Raw genomic sequence first — 18,309 nt, 5'->3', positions numbered from 1 at the left:
AGTTCCCGGGGACGCTGAAAATTATATTCACCGCATTGGCCGTACGGCAAGGGCTGCCACAACAGGTACCGCGATTACATTCATCAGTGATGCTGACCAGTATAAGTTTCTGCAGATCGAAAACCTGATCGGAAGAGAAATCCCCAAATTAACCATACCGGTTGAAATAGGCGAAGGCCCTGCCTATGAACCGGAGAAAAAGCCAAAGTATAACAAGGCTTTCAATAACAACAAAAAGAAAAAAGGAAACTCCCAACATTCAAAGCCACATGCGAATGTAAAAGAGAATCATCAAAAGAAAGAACATGTAAAGCATACCATTATAAAAAAAGGAAATGCACCACAATAAAAAATATCCCGATCCCGATAGCTATCGGGATCGGGATATTTTTTTTACGTTATTTTAAGAGGCTTATTTCTTCTGATCCAGCCACCATTTACCGGCAGGCAATATACTATCCAATATCACCGGTTCGCCAATCATAGGTGTAGTAACTGTTACCTGCTGTTTAGCCGCTTCACGTGTCAAACGGTTAACCGGTTCATCCCACGGATGCAAAGCCAATGTATACTTACCCCAATGTACCGGCAGTAATACTTTTGCCTGCAGATCTTTGCTTGCCTGCACGGTTTCCTCCGGCATCATATGAATATACGGCCAGTAAGCATTGTATTGCCCGGATTCAAGAAAGGCAATATCGACCGGTCCATATTTTTCTGCGATCTGTTTAAAGTGCGTATCATAACCGGAATCACCGCCGATATAAATTTTATGAGTAGGAGTAATCAATAAGTATGATGCCCACAAAGTCTTACCACGGTCTGTTATACTGCGGCCGGAGAAATGACGGGCAGGCAGGCATACCAGTTTATAACCATCACCCAGATTGGTCTCCTGCCACCAGTCAAGCTCGGTTAATTTAGTCGTATCAATTCCCCAGGATTCCAGATGTGAACCAACACCCAAAGGCATATAATAAGAACGTACTTTTGATTTCATATCAAGTGTTGTCTGATAATCCAGATGATCATAATGGTCATGGGAAAGAATCAAATAATCAATCAGCGGAAAATCTGCCGGAGAATATATTTCCGTGCCCTGGTATTTTTTATTCCCTACAAATTGTACCGGCGAAGTACTCACGCTGAAAACCGGATCAATTAAAATATTTTTTCCACCGGTCTGAATTAAATAAGTTGAATGGCCAAACCAGGTAATTACTGGTTTTTCAGAGATAATGACAGACAAATCTCTTTTTATACCGGGTATGGGTTTGTCCGGTTCGCGGGCCGAATCGCCGGAGAACTGCTTTCTGATCATATCTACATAAGATGCATCATCTGCCATCACTGGTGTAGGGGAAAGATTCTGAAATACGCCGTCTTTATAATTCGGAGATTTTTTGATTCGTTCTAAGCGTGCATTAGATGGGGAGCTTCCAAAGGGAGCTGATTGAAGAAATATATAAATACCTATTGCTGCTACAGCAATAATCAGTAAGGTAATAAGCATGGGTTTCTTTATTCGTTTTATATTCATATCTGTAAGTCGTGCATAGGGCAAATATATTGTAATAAGGAGAAAAAAGTTGTCAGTAGACAGTTAACAGCAGTCAGTGAAAACATAATGGCTTATTATTTTTTTAATAAATGCTTGATAATTATTAAAAACTATTCCACCCGATTCATATTTAACTGACTACTAAATACTGACTACTGACCACTAAATTTTTCACATTCCGTTTTTCTTGTTAATTTACACAGCTAAGTATTCATCTATATGGACATTATAAACAGAAACTTCGAACAGTTACACACTACAATATACAACACAGCCGACCAGGCTTCGCAAGCCGTTGCCCGTGAACTTGCTGATATAATCCGCCAGCGCCAGGCAGAAGGCAGGCATTGCGTATTGGGTCTTGCAACAGGTTCTACACCCAAAGGGGTGTATGCAGAATTGATCCGCATGCACCGCGAAGAGGGCCTGAGCTTTTACAATGTGATTACATTCAACCTTGATGAATATTACCCGATCGACTGGACCGCGCTGCAAAGCTATGTTCGCTTTATGTGGGAATATTTATTCGATCATATTGATATACCAAAGGAAAACGTAAATATTCCGAATGGTACAATCCCGAAAGAACAGATTGAAGAATTCTGTAAAAACTACGATGCAAAGATTGATTCCTTAGGCGGACTTGATGTGCAGCTTTTAGGGATCGGTCGTACGGGCCATATTGGTTTTAATGAACCTGGTTCACGCCTGGACTCAACAACACGTTTAATTACTCTTGATCACGTAACACGTATTGACGCTGCGAGTGATTTCTTCGGAGAGGAGCATGTACCGAGAACAGCCATCACCATGGGGATAGGTACGATCTTCAAAGCCAAGCGCATTATATTAATGGCCTGGGGCGAAGGTAAAGCACAGATCATTAAAAAAACTGTTGAAGGAAAAATAACGGAATCTATTCCGGCAACCTTTCTGCAAACACACGCCAACGTTGGCGTTATACTGGATACAGCGTCTTCAGCAGAACTTACACGCATTAAAACACCCTGGCTGGTAGGCAGCGTATACTGGGATGAGAAGGCCCGCAAACGCGCAACCGTATGGCTGAGTACGACTGTTGGAAAGCCTATCCTAAAATTAACGGATAGAGATTATAATGAACACGGCCTTTCTGAACTGGTAGCAGGTTACGGTCCGGCATATAACATCAACATTGAAATATTCAATCTGTTGCAAAAGACGATCACTGGCTGGCCGGGAGGCAAGCCCAATACCGACGACAGCAACAGGCCCGAGCGTGCCTTTCCGTTTCCGAAGCGTGCGTTGATCTTCAGTCCGCATCCGGATGATGACATCATCTCTATGGGGGGAACCTTTATCCGTTTGGTAGATCAGGGGCATGACGTACATGTTGCTTACCAGACTTCGGGCAACATTGCTGTATACGATGAAGATGTCATTCGTTTCGCAGATTTTGCAACCGACTATAATCACTTCCTGCACGAAGGAGAAGATACAACGACAGCGGCATTTAAAAACATTGTAGAAACATTGAAAAACAAAAAGCCGGGTGAAATTGATCCTCCGGCTGTAATGAAAATAAAAGGTCTGATCCGCAGAGGTGAAGCCAAGGCAACCTGCCGTTACGTGGGGATTCCCGATGCGAACGCGCATTTCCTTGACATGCCTTTCTATGAAACGGGTTTGGTAAAAAAGAATCCGATCGGCAGAGCAGATATTGATTGTGTAAAAAATCTGTTACAGGAACTGAGACCGCAACAGATCTTCGCAGCCGGCGACTTATCTGATCCACATGGCACACACCGCGTATGCCTGAAAGCAATCTTCCTGGCATTGGATGAATTGAAATACGAAGACTGGATGAAAGACTGCCGGGTATGGTTATACAGAGGTGCATGGCAGGAGTGGGATATTGACCAGATTGAAATGGCAATACCCTTAAGTCCGGATGAACTGATGCGCAAGCGCCGCGGGATCTTCAAACATCAATCGCAGAAAGATGCACCGATGTTTCCGGGTGCCGATCCACGTGAGTTCTGGCAACGCGCCGAAGACCGTAACCGGGCTACAGCCAATACTTACAACAATCTCGGCCTACCCGAATACGAAGCGATTGAAGCTTTTGTAAAGTGGGATGGTACGTTGATATAACCGTAGGCTTCCAATCAAATTAAAAAATATTGAATCAGTTATCATGGACGGAAGAATTCGTGCAAACATCACCCGCGGAACAAAAGTAAGCATTGTGTTGAAAAAAGATCAGAAGACAGGCATCCGGACCGAAGGCATTGTCAAAGACCTGTTAACCAGTGTTCCAAAGCATCACAGAGGCATTAAGGTTCGCCTGGAAGACGGACAGATCGGGCGGGTACAGGAAATTTTAGAATAAAGAAGAATTTGTATCTTTACGGAGTTTATTATCATTAACATATTCAATTTAAATGCTTAGTCACCACGTATTATTCTGGCTGAAAGCCGATACCACAACCGAACAAAAAAACGCATTCCGTAAAAGTTTAGAAACATTAAAAGGTGTTGAAACCGTAAAAGGTTTATATATCGGTACGCCGGCTCCCATCGAACGTGCCGTTGTTGATACAACCTATACCTTTTCATTATTAATATTATTTGATGACCTGGCAGGACACGATGTATACCAGGTACATCCGCTGCACAAGGCATTCCTGGAAGAGTTCAGAGTGTTCTTCGACAAAGTGGTAATCTACGATGCACAGTAACAAAAAGTCCCCTGGTTCCGATCAGGGGATTTTTTATTTTTATCCACTCAACCCCTGAATCATAGATACTCCCTGCATATCTGATGTTGCTAACAATAGAATGACTTCCTTTATTCAGAATTATTTTTTATCTTCTATAAACCAAGCTATACATTTACATGTCAGATTTTAAATTAAAAGGGCAGACTGCTCTGATTACCGGTGCAGACTCCGGTATAGGAAAAGGTATTGCCTTAAAGATGTCAGCCAGCGGTGCGGCTATTGTTGTAAACTATCATTCAAATAAGGAAGCGGCCGAAGAGGTTGCCGAACAGATTACAGCAGCTGGTTCTTCAGCGATCACATATCAGGCTAATGTAGGCGATGAAAAAGAAGTACAGGAAATGTTCAGACAGGCAATCAATCATTTTGGTACCATTGATATCTTAGTGAATAACGCCGGCCTGCAGCAGGATGCTGCGTTTGTTGACATGACTCTTGATCAATGGAACAGGGTGATTAACGTAAACCTAACCGGACAGTTTTTATGTGCGCGCGAAGCAGTACGGGAATTTATCAGAAGAGGAGCAAGGCCTGAAATTTCAAAGGCACTGGGTAAAATTATTTGCATCAGCTCTGTACATGAAGTTATCCCCTGGGCCGGACATGCAAATTATGCAGCATCCAAAGGTGGTGTACTCATGCTGATGAAATCCATGGCACAGGAATTAGGTGAATTAAAAATCCGGATCAACAGCATCGCACCGGGTGCAATCAAAACACCCATTAACAGGCCTGCCTGGGAAAGCCCTGAAGCCGAAGAGAAATTATTAAAGCTGATTCCCTATAAACGTGTAGGCGAAACGGAAGATATCGGCAATGCAGCTGTATGGCTGGCTTCCGATGATTCGGATTATGTTCACGGGACCTCGTTGTTTATAGACGGGGGTATGACCTGTTACCCGGGCTTTGCAGCTAATGGGTGATATTTTTAATCCCCGTATTTATTTTCCGGTTTACCTAAAAAATAATATCTTCATTGAAAATAAAATCCATTCTCATGTCAAACATACAACTCATCATTGAAGAGCGTTCAGCGAACATCGGTAATTTTATGGTAGGACGTTTGCTGCCATTCAGGGAAAAGAGAATGGTGGGTCCGTTTGCTTTTATCGACCACATGGGGCCTGCATACCTGCAAGCACAGGAGAATCTGGATGTGCCGCCTCATCCGCACATCGGACTTTCAACTTTAACGTTTTTGTTTGAAGGAAGTATTACCCATAAAGACAGTCTCGGTACAAACATAGATATTACACCCGGTGCTGTTAATTGGATGACCGCCGGAAAAGGAATTGTGCATTCAGAAAGAACACCGGATTATTTACGCCATACAACAAAAACGCTGCATGGCCTGCAGATCTGGGTGGCACTTCCCAAAGCGTTGGAATTTATGGAACCAACATTCATGCATGTGGAAGAGAAAGATATACCTGCCTGGGAAGAAGATGGGGTCTCCTATAAATTGATTGCAGGCGAGGCCTTTGGAAAAAAATCTCCGGTGAACGTTTATAGTCCGCTGTTTATGATTGAAATCAAAACCTCAAGTCATAAAACCATTTCCATAGGCGAAAGTTTGTTTGGCGAGAGCGCATTGTATATTCTTGAAGGCAGTGTGATAAGTGATGGCAATACATTTGAACCCAAACATATTTTAATTTCAAACGACAGTAAATTATGTTCTTTTGAAATGACTGCCGGAACAACTGTTTACATTTTCGGCGGGGAAGCATTTCCGGAGGAACGTTTTATATACTGGAATTTTGTGGCCAGTGACAAAGCCACGATTGAAAAAGCAAAAGCAGATTGGACAGCACAAAAATTTCCGCCTGTTCCGGGTGAAACAGAATTTGTACCCTTGCCTGTGTTTTAAATTAAATTCTAAAAGCGGATTTAGCGTTCACTGCGAAAAAATGTTACGCCATTTTGCGGTTAATTAAGAGATTTAATCAAAATCAGGACACGGAATTTTTCTCATTTTCTTTTTCTTAGGAGCAGGGTCTCCGAACAAAATAGTCAGGTTGAATTCGTGTGCACCGCCGGTCTTGGCTTTCGTTAATTTTGAAACAGTAAAATCGTAGCTGTATCCGGCGCTCAGCATTTTATATTTATAACCAATCAGGAAAACCATCGATTCATTATTGATCATGTTGCTCGAATAATTTTTAATCGGAATCCCTCTGTACCAAGTACCCAGCATGATATCTCCAAACAATGCATAAACACCCAGATCCAGCTGATCCGACTTACCTTGTGACTTATAATGAAAGGTTGGAATAAGATAATTTTTTCTTTTATCGATTAATGCATTGGCAAATGTATGCCGGTTCAATTCAAAACGATAGCCTCCTGTAACACTGATTTTTACTGGCAATGGGCTGTTATCTCCATAAAACGACTGGTTCGGAGTATTCATATGCGCATAGGCCAGGCTCACCCAAAGCTTTTCTGAATAGAATACACCACCCGAAGAAAGGTCCAGATAATTTTTCTTTTCAGCACCAAAAGGCTCTTGCGTAGCAGTATTGGTAGGTCCATTAACAGAAAACTGATCCGGAAAAGTCAGTGCAGCATAATTGATGTTCCTTGATACAAAGCCTCCCTGCAGTCCTGCACGGAATGTGTATTTGTTGCTGATTGGAAGTTCATAAGAATATTGAAGGTTGATATCAGTAGAAGTTAAATTGGTACCGCCCTGTACATCTCTGGTAACAATAACACCTACACCGCTATTTGCCTTTGCGAAAAACCGGTCATACGAAGCAACCGAAGTTGTGTAACGGGCGTCCAATGCAGGCCATTGAAGACGTTGGTGGAGAATCACACGGTTCTTATGAGCACTGCCGGCAAATGCAGGATTCAAATACAGAATGTTTGCATAAAATTGCGAAAACTGATAATCCTGAGCACTGCTTTTAAAACAGATAGCAGTAAGCAGAACCGTAAACAAAGTGTATCGTATTTTTGTACTCATCAGTAGAAATTAAACTCCCCGGAAAACTTTTTCTTTTTCATCGCCTTGCTGGTTTTAGCGTTGGCTGCATTTAATTCTTCCTGTTGTTTCGCAGATCGTTTGGTAGCTTTTTTTACATTCGACTCTCTTTTCTCAAGATTTTCACTTGTCAAAACATGAGCTTGTTTGGCATGAAAGTGATGCGCACGCTTGGCTTTTTCATCCAGCTTGTTGGCCTTATCTGTCCGGTATGTTTCTTTCATACACGAAAAGCATATTCCAATAATACCTATCAGTAAAAGTTTTTTCATAGACATTACTTAACTAATGTTACACTTCCTTCAAGTATGTATGGACCCTTGTATTCTTCCGAATCCCCCTCGTATTGAATAATGTACGGGTACACTCCAAGCGGCATAACTTCACCCTTGTATGTCCCATCCCAAAAAACAGCTTTATCCCGGGATACAAAAATCACTTCTCCCCAGCGGTTGAATATGGTCATTGTATAATTTACGACATGTTTTTCAAATATTTCATATAAATCATTTATTTTATCATTATTTGGGGAAAAAGCACTTGATACGAACAAGCTCGGTTTGCATACTTCCTGGATCAGTGTTTGGGCCTTCACGGTACACATAAACGCATTTTTCAGCTCAATTTCGTAGATTCCAGGGGATTTTACCTGTATAATTTGCGTCGTTTCATTACCCGGAAACCACTTATAAGAGGTTTCTGTGCCTCCATTTAGTTCCAGCGAAGCAGCATTGTCAAAACAAAAGACAAATTCAGGTGGCAGGGTTGAAACCGGTAATTCATGAACAGTTACTCCGGCAGTTTCCTGAGCAATACAGCCGCCGAGAGACACCTTCACCTCATAAGTACCCGGAACGCTAGTCGTATATTTATTGCTTGTTGAAACAACAGCATGCTGATATTTCCATTCGTAACGCAGGGAAGAAACAAAGACTCCGGCAATGTTACCGGGAGTAGCATCCAAAATAGCAACGGAATCCGCACAAATTTCCGCATCACTGATGGTAATCAATGGAAGAGGTGTACCTGCGGCAACAAGGCTATCCAGGTTGGTGCAACCGTTTACATCTGTTTCTTCTACATAATATAATGCAGGAGTCAACATAGCTGCTACTTGTGTAGAATTCCCTGTATGAATACTTTGTTTATTCCGGTCAAACCATTCATACGTTGAACTGGAACGAACAGTAGTTACGAGTGTCATCATGCTTCCGTCACAGGCAAATAAAGAGTCAGGTGTTGTTAAGACAGGTTTAGGCAGAATCTCAACAACTGCATCTTTGCTGCAACCGGTAGTTTTATAATTCAGCGTATATGTACCAGCCGTTGGCACATGAAATGTAGTAGCAGCAGCTCCGGTTAAAAGCACTTCATTATCCTGCAGCCAGCTGTAGATCGCAGGAACAGCAGGGACCGATGTCGCATGGGCATCTATGGTTAAACCATTTTCAAAGCAATAAGGTCCGCCCGGATTTAACGCCGGTAACTGATACACATCAACAAAAACCGTATCTGTATTCATACAGCTATTTGCGTCTGTAGCCTTCAGTATATAAGAACCACTTGCTGTAATTGCCGGTAACAGGGCTGTCTGCTGTGTGGAGAGTATTGTATTACCTGGATAAGTATACCAGCTGAATGCCGATGCAGCGGTACTGCTGCCAGATAAGGTATAGGCAGTAGCAGCACAGATCAAAGTATCATTACCAGCATACACATCTGGTTTAGGAAAAACAGTAATGGTAAGAAGATCGGTCACATCCGGACAAACACCTTTGGAAGCCGTTAAGGTTAATTGAATGGTTTTGATCGCTGTTACATTCTTTTCCGAAGCAGCAAAGGTATACACAGATGTTAATTGATTATCATCACTGAACATTCCGTTGCCGCCGGTCCACTGATAAGCAGCTGCAGGATCACCGGTAGCGGTGATAGATTCCGTGTCTTTACCAAAACAGATAGTAACAGGCAAACCGGCATCAATAACAGGGGGGCTGGTATACGAGATATGTATGGTATCATCTTCCTGCGGACATAATCTTACACCGGTAGAAGTGAAGACCAGATCAATGCTGCCTGCTGTTATATCCGCAGCAGCAAATGTATACACAGCATTTTTATTTGTTGCTGTATTAAATGTTCCGTTACCGCCGGTCCAGATGCCTGTAAACGCATTGCTTATTGTCGCTTTTAGCTGGATCGTATTATTAGATGAACAGATAACGCTATCTTTTCCTGCATTAATTACAGGAGCTTTTTCAAAAAATATCCGGGCAGAATCTTTGGCAACCGGACAAACACCAACCGGGAGTGAGGTCAGGTATAATTTAATACTGCCTTGCATACGTTCATCTGTAGTAGGCGTGTACACTGGATTCAGTACATTACGGGAAGGAGAGAAGCTGCCGTTGCCACCGGTCCATGTACCGCCGGGAGAATTTTGTACAGCAGCACTTAGTTGAAAACCTGAAATGTATTCACATACCAGACTGTCGTTTGGTAATCCCACGGTATTTCTTTTATCCGCATCGGCCCTTACATCCGGCATGTTGAAGGTAAGCTGGTCTTTCACAATATTAGGATACCACCAGGTATTAATTGTTTCTGCTGAGGAATTGTTTCCTCTCGACTTCCATTTATGACAGCCGCTTGCATTGGAGCATCCGGTTAGATTTACTTTTCCGTCAATCGCTGTACCAGCTGTAATCGCCGAGTCATCCCAGTACAAGCTTGGCTTTGCCCCAGCCGGACGTACCAGTTCTACCATGTATCCATCCGGATTAGCTTCTACATCATACAAAGGTAAATGCGTAATTCCATTCAGGTAATTTACTTCAAGCGGTATACCACTGGCTGTAGTAATAACATTTCCCAAGCCATCTTTACTATCCCAGGTTACGCAATTGACACCTTTTACTACATCTGCAATAATCAGCCTGTCGGCAGTATTCGGCTGAAAACCCGAGGTACCATTGAGGTCAAGCACGATCTCTGTTTTTCCGGCTTTATTTACAGTAATATTAATACATCTGTTGGCCGGGTCACACCCTGTAACAACAGTAGGAGCAATGATACTTCCAAACACACCTGTCGGAAAACAGGCATGATCCGGATCATTCAAAAAAATCTTATATTCCGGAGAAGAAAAGTCACCGATCTTACTGGCACGGTCAACAACTAAATTTCCGGTATTGGAAAGTCCGGTGGAATTGGCCGTGATTACTGCGCCATAGGGCTGCATACCATTAAAATCAATGGAAGTAACAATACTGTCTTTTGACAGTATATACATTTTCGCTGTAAAAGGATTTGTTGTTGCCTGTGTGTTGATGTCCCAGGAATACGACCACAATCTTCCCGGTTTAATGGTAGTACCGTCAACCACCGTTACATCAAAGAGATCAAAAATACGTTGTGCGTTTCCATTCGCAGGATTGGCAGGTAAAGTAACAGCAGAGCCAGTATTGAATTCCAGATAATAATCGCCCGCCACCAGTGAAGTATAACTCATGGCATTGTATCCCGCAGCCCCAACAATCTGTGCTGGCCCGGCTACGGCCTGATTATAGGTTGAAATAAATCCGGCACCCGACGTTGGCAAGGCTTGCGCCGCAATAACTATATTGCCTGATGGATCTTTTAATCTGAAATAAACATCATTGTCGGGTTGTTTAAATCCGAAGAATATTTTTTCACCTGCCGTGCAGATATGAATATTCAAGCGGTTTACCGCCGGTGCATTGTAGGTTGCAAATACTCTTCCGCGATCATAGATCTGCAGAAAACCAAAGTCAGCTGATGTCGGCCGGAGTTCTTTTGTTCCTTCAGCAAAACCAACTGCATATGAAAAAAAAGGAATGATAAAAAGAAGGAGTTTGAAAGATTTTTTTAAAATTGACAGTATACTGAAAGAATCTTCCCCGATGATTCGCTCAGTTCTATGTTTCCGCAAAAAGTTAAATTCACAGCTCATCTGAAATCAATTAATTGGAATTAAACATCTTTAGCCAACTAATAGATTTAAAAATGAAAAAGGTAACGGAATTGTTTACCTTTTTATTCACTGCCCGTACTGAACCGTTTTTTAATTATATAGATGGATTTATTGTGAATAAAAACAAACCTGTAAAGATTTGACAGGAAAGCAGAAGTTCTTATTTATACTTCTTCTGAAGCTTTATGAGCTGACTTATCAAGTAGAAAAATCTTATAGGTTTCATCACTAACAAAATAAAAACGGCCGAAGATAAGCGTAAAAAAAAGACTGTATCGCTACAGTCTTTTTAAATTTTTATCTGAGTTATTCTTATTGCTTGATCAAGCGTTTCACCAACATACCCTGATCGGTGTTGATCTCTACAAAATAGATACCGGCAGGAAGTTCTCCCACGTTTATTTCTTTTGTAGCATTCAGAGACATTGAACCTAATTTTTGTTCTGCTACACGATTGCCGTCTGCTGCATACACCGTCACAGCTACGTTGTCAAAGTTTCCGTTGAATTCAAGAGATGAAACCGTTGCTGTAGGGTTCGGGAACAATTCAATTGCAGCAGCAGATAAAGCTGCTTTTGTACCTGTTGGTGTACCTACGCTCACTGATACATTCAATGTGAACGGAGAGCCCGGATCATTACTTGTAATTACGATTGAACCATATGTAGGAACTGTTTCACTTGTTGGAATACCAGTTACTGTAAACGTTGCTGTCTGATTTGGTAAGATTGCGCCGGCAGGGAAGATTTGCGTTGCCGTAAATCCTGGTGAAGCTGCAATACTGCTGATGCTGATATTTGTCGTACCAATATTCTTCACGATGACTGTAAATGCATTGGTTGCTACGTTCAATGCATTTTTGCCAACAGCTAATGCTGTTCCATTATTAGGTTGAATAATTGTTCCGTCTAATACCTGCAGATATGATGTAACTGTTGGACTGGTCACTGTTAGTGTTTGCTGAACATCTTCAGCCGCATTATATGTTGCATTACCTGCCTGACTTGCAGTAATCACTGTCATACCAGGTCCTACAATTGTTACCACACCTGAGCTTGATACCGTTGCTACAGCAGGGTTGCTGCTTGTATAAGTCACCGCTAAGCCAGAGGAAGCCGTTGCACCCAATGTAAAGGAAGCATCGCTGGTAGTTTTTGCAGGTATAGCTCCGAAGGTGATCGTTTGGTTCGTTTTTGAAGGGCTGGTTACAACCAATGTCTGCGTTACAGATGGAGCAGCATTGTATGTTGCATTACCAGCCTGATTTGCTGTAATCACGGTAGAACCAGCACCTACAATGGTTACCACACCGGCACTTGATACCGTTGCTACGGCAGGATTGCTGCTCGTGTACGTTACCCCTAAGCCGGACGAAGCTGTTGCGCTTAATGTGAAGCTTGGATCGCCAACTACTTTAGCCGGTATAGCTCCGAAAGTAATTGTCTGATCCTGTTTTGCAGGATTACTAACAACCAATGTTTGTGTAACAGAAGGTGCTGCATTGTAAGTAGCATTACCAGCCTGGCTTGCCGTAATAATAGTAGAACCTGCACCCACGATAGTTACAACACCCGCGCTTGTTACCGTTGCTACAGCAGGGTTACTACTTGTATAGGTTACTGCCAGGCCTGAAGAAGCAGTTGCTGTCAATGTGAAGTTCGGATCACCAACAACTTTTGAAGGAATTGCTCCAAACGTGATTGTTTGGTTTGTTTTAGCAGGAGTTGTTACAACCAATGTTTGTGTAACAGTCGTTGCTGAATTATAATTCGAATTGCCTGCCTGGCTTGCTGTGATTACTGTAGAACCTGCACCAACGATGGTTACAACACCAGCGCTTGTTACAGTTGCTACTGCAGGGTTGCTGCTTGTATAGGTTACTGCCAGGCCTGAAGAAGCTGTTGCTGTTAAGGTAAAATTCGGATCGCCAACGGCTTTTGAAGGTATGGCGCCAAACGTTATCGTCTGGTTTGCTTTGCCAACAACCAATGTCTGTGTCGAAGAAGTCGAAGCATATGTTCCGTCGCCCGCTTGTGTTGCTGTAATCGTTACCGTACCAGCGCCAACAATTGTAACTACACCTGAACTCGATACAGTTGCTACAGAAGGATCGCTGGAAGTATATGTAATAGGCAAACCTGAGGACGAAGAAGAAGTAAGCTGGAATGCCGGATCGCCATAAACTTTCGTTCCTGTGATCGGATCAAATGTTACTGTCTGAGTCTTTTTAGTGACCACTAAATTTTGTGTAACAGAAGGAGCAGCATTGTAAGTAGCATTACCAGCCTGGTTTGCTGTAATTACTGTAGTACCAGCCCCTACAATGGTTACCACACCAGCACTTGTTACTGTTGCTACCGCAGGGTTGCTGCTTGTATAGGTTACCGCTAAACCTGAAGAAGCGGTTGCTGTTAATGTAAAGCTCGCATCACCAACAACTTTAGCAGGTATTGCTCCGAATGTGATTGTCTGGTTTGTTTTAGCAGGAGAGGTAACCACAAATGTTTGTGTTACTGAGGTTGCTGCATTGTAATTAGCATTACCTGCCTGACTCGCTGTGATTACTGTAGAACCTGCACCCACGATGGTTACCACACCAGCGCTTGTCACCGTTGCTACCGCAGGGTTGCTGCTTGTATAGGTTACTGCCAGGCCTGAAGAAGCGGTTGCTGTTAATGTAAAGCTCGGGTCACCAACTACTTTTGAAGGAATTGCACCGAACGAAATCGTCTGGTCTGCCTTTCCAACGATCAATGTCTGTGTTACAGATGTAGCTGCATTATAGTTTGCATTACCTGACTGGCTTGCTGTAATTACTGTAGAACCTGCGCCAACGATGGTTACCACACCAGCGCTTGTTACCGTTGCTACCGCAGGGTTGCTGCTTGTATAGGTTACTGCTAAACCTGAAGAAGCGGTTGCTGTTAACGTGAAGCTCGGATCACCAACTACTTTTGAAGGAATTGCACCGAACGTGATTGTCTGGTTTGCCTTTCCAACTATTAATGTCTGTGTTACAGATGTAGCTGCATTATAATTTGCGTTACCTGACTGACTCGCAGTGATTACTGTAGAACCTACGCCAACGATGGTTACTACACCAGCGCTTGTTACCGTTGCTACCGCAGGGTTGCTGCTTGTATAGGTTACTGCTAAACCTGAAGAAGCGGTTGCTGTTAACGTGAAGCTCGGGTCGCCAACTACTTTTGATGTAATTGCGCCGAATGTAATCGTTTGATTTGCCTTTCCAACCACCAATGTCTGCGTAACATCCGTTGCAGCGTTATAATTTGCATTTCCTGCCTGGCTTGCAGTAATTACTGTAGAGCCCGGGCCAACGATTGTTACTACACCAGCGCTTGTTACCGTTGCTACCGCAGGATTGCTGCTTGTATAGGTTACTGCCAGGCCTGAAGAAGCGGTTGCTGTTAATGTAAAGTTCGGATCACCTACAGCTTTTGCTGCAATCGCAGCGAAAGTAATTGTCTGATCAGCTTTGCTTACAACCAATGTTTGCGTAACATCTGTTGCGGCATTATAATTTGCATTTCCTGCCTGGCTTGCTGTAATTACTGTAGAGCCCGGGCCAACGATTGTTACTACACCAGCGCTTGTTACCGTTGCTACTGCCGGGTTGCTGCTTGTATAAGTTACCGCTAAACCTGAAGAGGCTGTTGCTGTTAAAGTAAAGTTCGGATCACCATATTTTTTAGCTGTAATTGCCCCGAATGTAATGGTCTGATTTGCTTTATTTACTACTAACGTCTGCGTAACAGCAGTAGCAGCATTATAATTTGTATTGCCTGCCTGGTTCGCTGTAATTACTGTAGAACCTGCACCAACAATTGTTACCACACCCGCACTTGTTACCGTTGCAACTGCAGGATTGCTGCTTGTGTACGTCACCGCCAGGTTTGAAGAAGCGGTTGCTGCTAAGGTAAAGTTCGGATCACCAACTGTTTTAGCGGTGATTGTACCAAATGTAATGGTCTGATCTGCCTTACCAACCACTAATGTTTGTGTAACCGCAGTTGCCGCATTGTATGTGGCATTACCAGCCTGGTTCGCTGTAATAACAGTAGATCCTACACCAACGATGGTTACTACACCAGCGCTTGTTACTGTTGCTACTGCTGGGTTGCTGCTTGTATAGGTTACTGCCAGGCCTGAAGAAGCTGTTGCTGCTAAGGTAAAGTTCGGATCACCATATTTTTTAGCTGTAATTGCTCCGAATGTAATTGTCTGATCGGTTTTAGCCGCTGAACAATTTGGATATGCCGGGTCAATGATTGCATATACCGGTGTTCTTGCACAAGCAGAACCAGCCTGAATGTTAATATCAAAGATACCAGGGAAAGAGTTTGCCATATCATCACGGGTATCATCCGTAATATCCATCACACCTGCGGCATCCATGGTTGTAAAGTTTGCACCGCCGGAAAATAAAACCAATGCATTACCGCCGCTTGGTGTTAGTGTATAGTTACCTGCTGCCGGAATCGATATCGGGGTAGGGAAGGTAATCGTGTAGAATGTATTGAATGGAGAACCACTCTGTACGCCTGTACATACAACGTTTGCGGAAGTATATGAAGCTAATGTTGTTCCGTTCTGAATCAAATCAAATTTTACAAATACGTTATCACCGGCACAGCTGTATACAAAAGGCAATACTTTCATCTGTGTGATCGTAAATGCTTTTGCTGCCGTGAAACGGAAACCAACACTTCCTCCGTTTGCACCGCTTGTTAAAGGATTGCTTGCAGAAGAAGGACCTGCTGTAACATTTACAGAGCTTCCATCCTGAACATAATAAGTTGTATTTGCAGTTACATTAGGATTGTAACTGTTGCCTGTCGTTAATAAGGTACCGTTTGTTGCTGCAGAATACCATTGGTACGGGCCGCCTGAACCTGTAATCGTAAGACTCGCCGCTCCGGCAGCGCATAAGGTATCATGACCTGCAGTCGGCAGGGAAGAAGTAACAACAATGCTGCCTGATGTCGAAGTACAACCGGTAGCGCTTAATGTTCCTGTATATGTTCCGGCAGAAGACACTACATATGTTTTCGAAGTTGCTCCGGATATAACCGTACTGTTCTTTTTCCATTGATAGGTATAGCCTGTTCCTGTAGCACCAATGTCTAAGGTTGCCGTAGCCGGGTTACACAACTGCACCGCCGAACCTAAATTAACAGCCGGTAATGTTGCTGTTACAACAATATCATCACTCGTTGACCACTTGCCTGCAGAATCCAGCACACAGGTATATGTTCCGGCAGTTGTCGCAGAATATGTGTTTGCTGTAGTTGATGCAGCCTGTACAGTTGTTCCGTTTTTCTGCCAGGTAAATGTCTTTTTACCGTCTGTAGCAATGTTCGATTTCAATACAACCGTACCTACGCCACACAATGAAACATCCGCGCCAAGATTCGGTACAGGATGTTGTGATACTGGCGCAACAATAGAGTTGATGTACGCAAGCACACCTACCAGACAGGCATTATAATCAATACCGCCTTCTGTATGCTGGTAGTTTACTACGTTGTCGCTAAATGTACCCGGACTCCTTGAACCACCTACCATTAAACCAAACTGCTGATTTTTAGTAGGTATTGTCATGGTTTGTTTAACAGCATCCGAAGGGTTATTATCTACCAGGTAAACGTTTCTGTGATGCGGGAATTTTGGAGACTTAGTGCCAAAGCCTACAATGAATGACTGGTTCGCAGAGTTTTTACCTAACAGGTAATCGATGTTATCATAAATATATTTGTGCGGAGTAGCAGATGTTCCATAAGCTTTTTGCCATAAAGCAACAATGAATGCTGTATTGGCATTGTAACGGGTAGGACCCCAGCCTGTGTTACCACCATTAAACTGACCGTCTGATTGTACGTTTCCTAAATAGAACGTGTTAACAATGGTGTTCAATACTGTTTTAGCATTTGTATTACCCAATAAAAACTGGTTGTAAATAGCTATATCACCGTTGTTCGTATAATCAAAACCATAATTTTTTCCCCAGATATCAGAACCTTGTCCGGGTGCAGATGCAATTGTAAAAGATAAAGCTTCTGTTTTGTAGCTTGCTGTATTTGTTGCCCAGTATAACTCAGCACACATGGTAGAATAGTCATCTTTCCAGTTATCATTCGGACCGTAGAAACCACCGTCACCGGTACCTGCTACACCCGGATGCGCCTTTGCATAATCATACGCATACATGGCGTGAGTCAAACATAAGTCTGCATATGTTGCATCATATTGTCTGTATAAACGAGACATTAACGCAAGCGCTGCTCCACAAAAAGATGGCATAGATGCATCGTTCGGGTTTTTATATGCGACACGTGTTTGTCCGCCATTTGCAACAGATTGTGTCTGCATCTGAACAGCCGTTTCCCATAACATGTGATCCGGGCCACCCTGACCAACCTGGTAGTAAAATGTAGAAGAGTTTTTTGTACACTTGATGAAGTAGTCAGTTGCGTGTTTTACTTCATCTAAAACATCGGGAATTCCATTGGGAGCATGGCCCGAACCTTCAAAAGTCCAGTTGCCTGCTGTTTTATATCCCTGGTAGTCGTAGGCATAGAAATCTCCGTAACCGGTAGGAAATTCCGCATAGCCTTTTAAAAGCATATATGCTGAATAGTATTCTGTCTGTCCAAATTTAACGTGATCCCCGCAATCATGCCAGCCACCGGATAAATCATAACCGCCATCATTATCTGCAATGAAAGCTTTACCTGTTAAAGAAGCATTGACACCAGAAGGTAAGTGATTATATAATAACCAGTTATTATCACCTGATCGCTGGCCGCCATAAAAACGTGTGGTCATCCACAGCGCTTTTTTGTACTCCGTTGGGGTGAAATAAGGTGTCTGAGCAGAAAGATTGCCCGAAATAATGACTAAAATACTAACTAATAATAGCTTGGCGTTTTTTAGATTCATATTGTGGTAATTATAAATAATACAGGAATTAGTCTTATATACG

At 42.8% G+C, this 18,309-nt stretch carries 10 protein-coding genes and 1 pseudogene; 6 read left to right on the top strand and 5 right to left on the bottom strand.

The window, feature by feature from the left end; translation table 11 throughout:
• Positions 1-349: pseudogene (locus ACTHJT_RS12210) on the top strand (DEAD/DEAH box helicase); the annotation flags it as partial.
• Between the two features lie 63 nt (positions 350-412).
• Here the strand turns inward: ACTHJT_RS12210 and ACTHJT_RS12205 are convergent.
• A complete protein-coding gene (locus ACTHJT_RS12205) occupies positions 413-1,513 on the bottom strand; it encodes an MBL fold metallo-hydrolase (protein WP_440238550.1) in 1,101 nt (366 codons plus the stop codon).
• A gap of 267 nt (positions 1,514-1,780) precedes the next feature.
• Between ACTHJT_RS12205 and nagB the strand changes: the two genes are divergently transcribed.
• The 5 genes from nagB to ACTHJT_RS12180 all read left to right on the top strand — a co-directional run bounded on the left by nagB (position 1,781) and on the right by ACTHJT_RS12180 (position 6,193).
• Positions 1,781-3,694: a glucosamine-6-phosphate deaminase gene (gene nagB, locus ACTHJT_RS12200; RefSeq protein WP_440238548.1), complete on the top strand. Its 1,914-nt coding sequence runs from the start codon at positions 1,781-1,783 to the stop codon at positions 3,692-3,694.
• A 43-nt stretch (positions 3,695-3,737) separates the two neighbouring features.
• Complete coding sequence (locus ACTHJT_RS12195; RefSeq protein ID WP_440238546.1) at positions 3,738-3,932, top strand: YwbE family protein; 195 nt, start codon at positions 3,738-3,740, stop codon at positions 3,930-3,932.
• A 52-nt stretch (positions 3,933-3,984) separates the two neighbouring features.
• A complete protein-coding gene (locus ACTHJT_RS12190; protein ID WP_440238544.1) occupies positions 3,985-4,281 on the top strand; it encodes a Dabb family protein in 297 nt (98 codons plus the stop codon).
• A 158-nt stretch (positions 4,282-4,439) separates the two neighbouring features.
• The gene (locus ACTHJT_RS12185; protein ID WP_440238542.1) at positions 4,440-5,246 is read left to right on the top strand and encodes an SDR family oxidoreductase; all 807 of its coding nucleotides are present in this window, start codon (positions 4,440-4,442) and stop codon (positions 5,244-5,246) included.
• A gap of 74 nt (positions 5,247-5,320) precedes the next feature.
• Positions 5,321-6,193 (top strand): pirin family protein, encoded by an 873-nt coding sequence (locus ACTHJT_RS12180; protein WP_440238540.1) that lies wholly within the window; start codon positions 5,321-5,323, stop codon positions 6,191-6,193.
• A 72-nt stretch (positions 6,194-6,265) separates the two neighbouring features.
• Here ACTHJT_RS12180 and ACTHJT_RS12175 read toward each other — a convergent pair whose 3' ends face one another.
• The 4 genes from ACTHJT_RS12175 to ACTHJT_RS12160 all read right to left on the bottom strand — a co-directional run bounded on the left by ACTHJT_RS12175 (position 6,266) and on the right by ACTHJT_RS12160 (position 18,266).
• A complete protein-coding gene (locus tag ACTHJT_RS12175; protein WP_440238538.1) occupies positions 6,266-7,294 on the bottom strand; it encodes a PorP/SprF family type IX secretion system membrane protein in 1,029 nt (342 codons plus the stop codon).
• Entirely contained in the window at positions 7,294-7,536 is a 243-nt protein-coding gene (locus ACTHJT_RS12170; RefSeq protein WP_440238536.1) for a hypothetical protein, read from the bottom strand. Before ACTHJT_RS12170 ends, ACTHJT_RS12175 begins: the two co-directional genes overlap by 1 nt.
• A gap of 53 nt (positions 7,537-7,589) precedes the next feature.
• A complete protein-coding gene (locus ACTHJT_RS12165; RefSeq protein ID WP_440238534.1) occupies positions 7,590-11,264 on the bottom strand; it encodes a gliding motility-associated C-terminal domain-containing protein in 3,675 nt (1,224 codons plus the stop codon).
• Between the two features lie 354 nt (positions 11,265-11,618).
• The gene (locus ACTHJT_RS12160) at positions 11,619-18,266 is read right to left on the bottom strand and encodes a glycoside hydrolase family 9 protein (protein WP_440238532.1); all 6,648 of its coding nucleotides are present in this window, start codon (positions 18,264-18,266) and stop codon (positions 11,619-11,621) included.
• Positions 18,267-18,309 lie beyond the last annotated feature (43 nt).

Source organism: Cytophaga sp., assembly GCF_051961495.1.
GTDB lineage: Bacteria > Bacteroidota > Bacteroidia > Cytophagales > Cytophagaceae > Cytophaga.
Note: the sequence above shows the minus strand (reverse complement) of the source record. Positions and strands in the feature narration are given on the sequence as shown.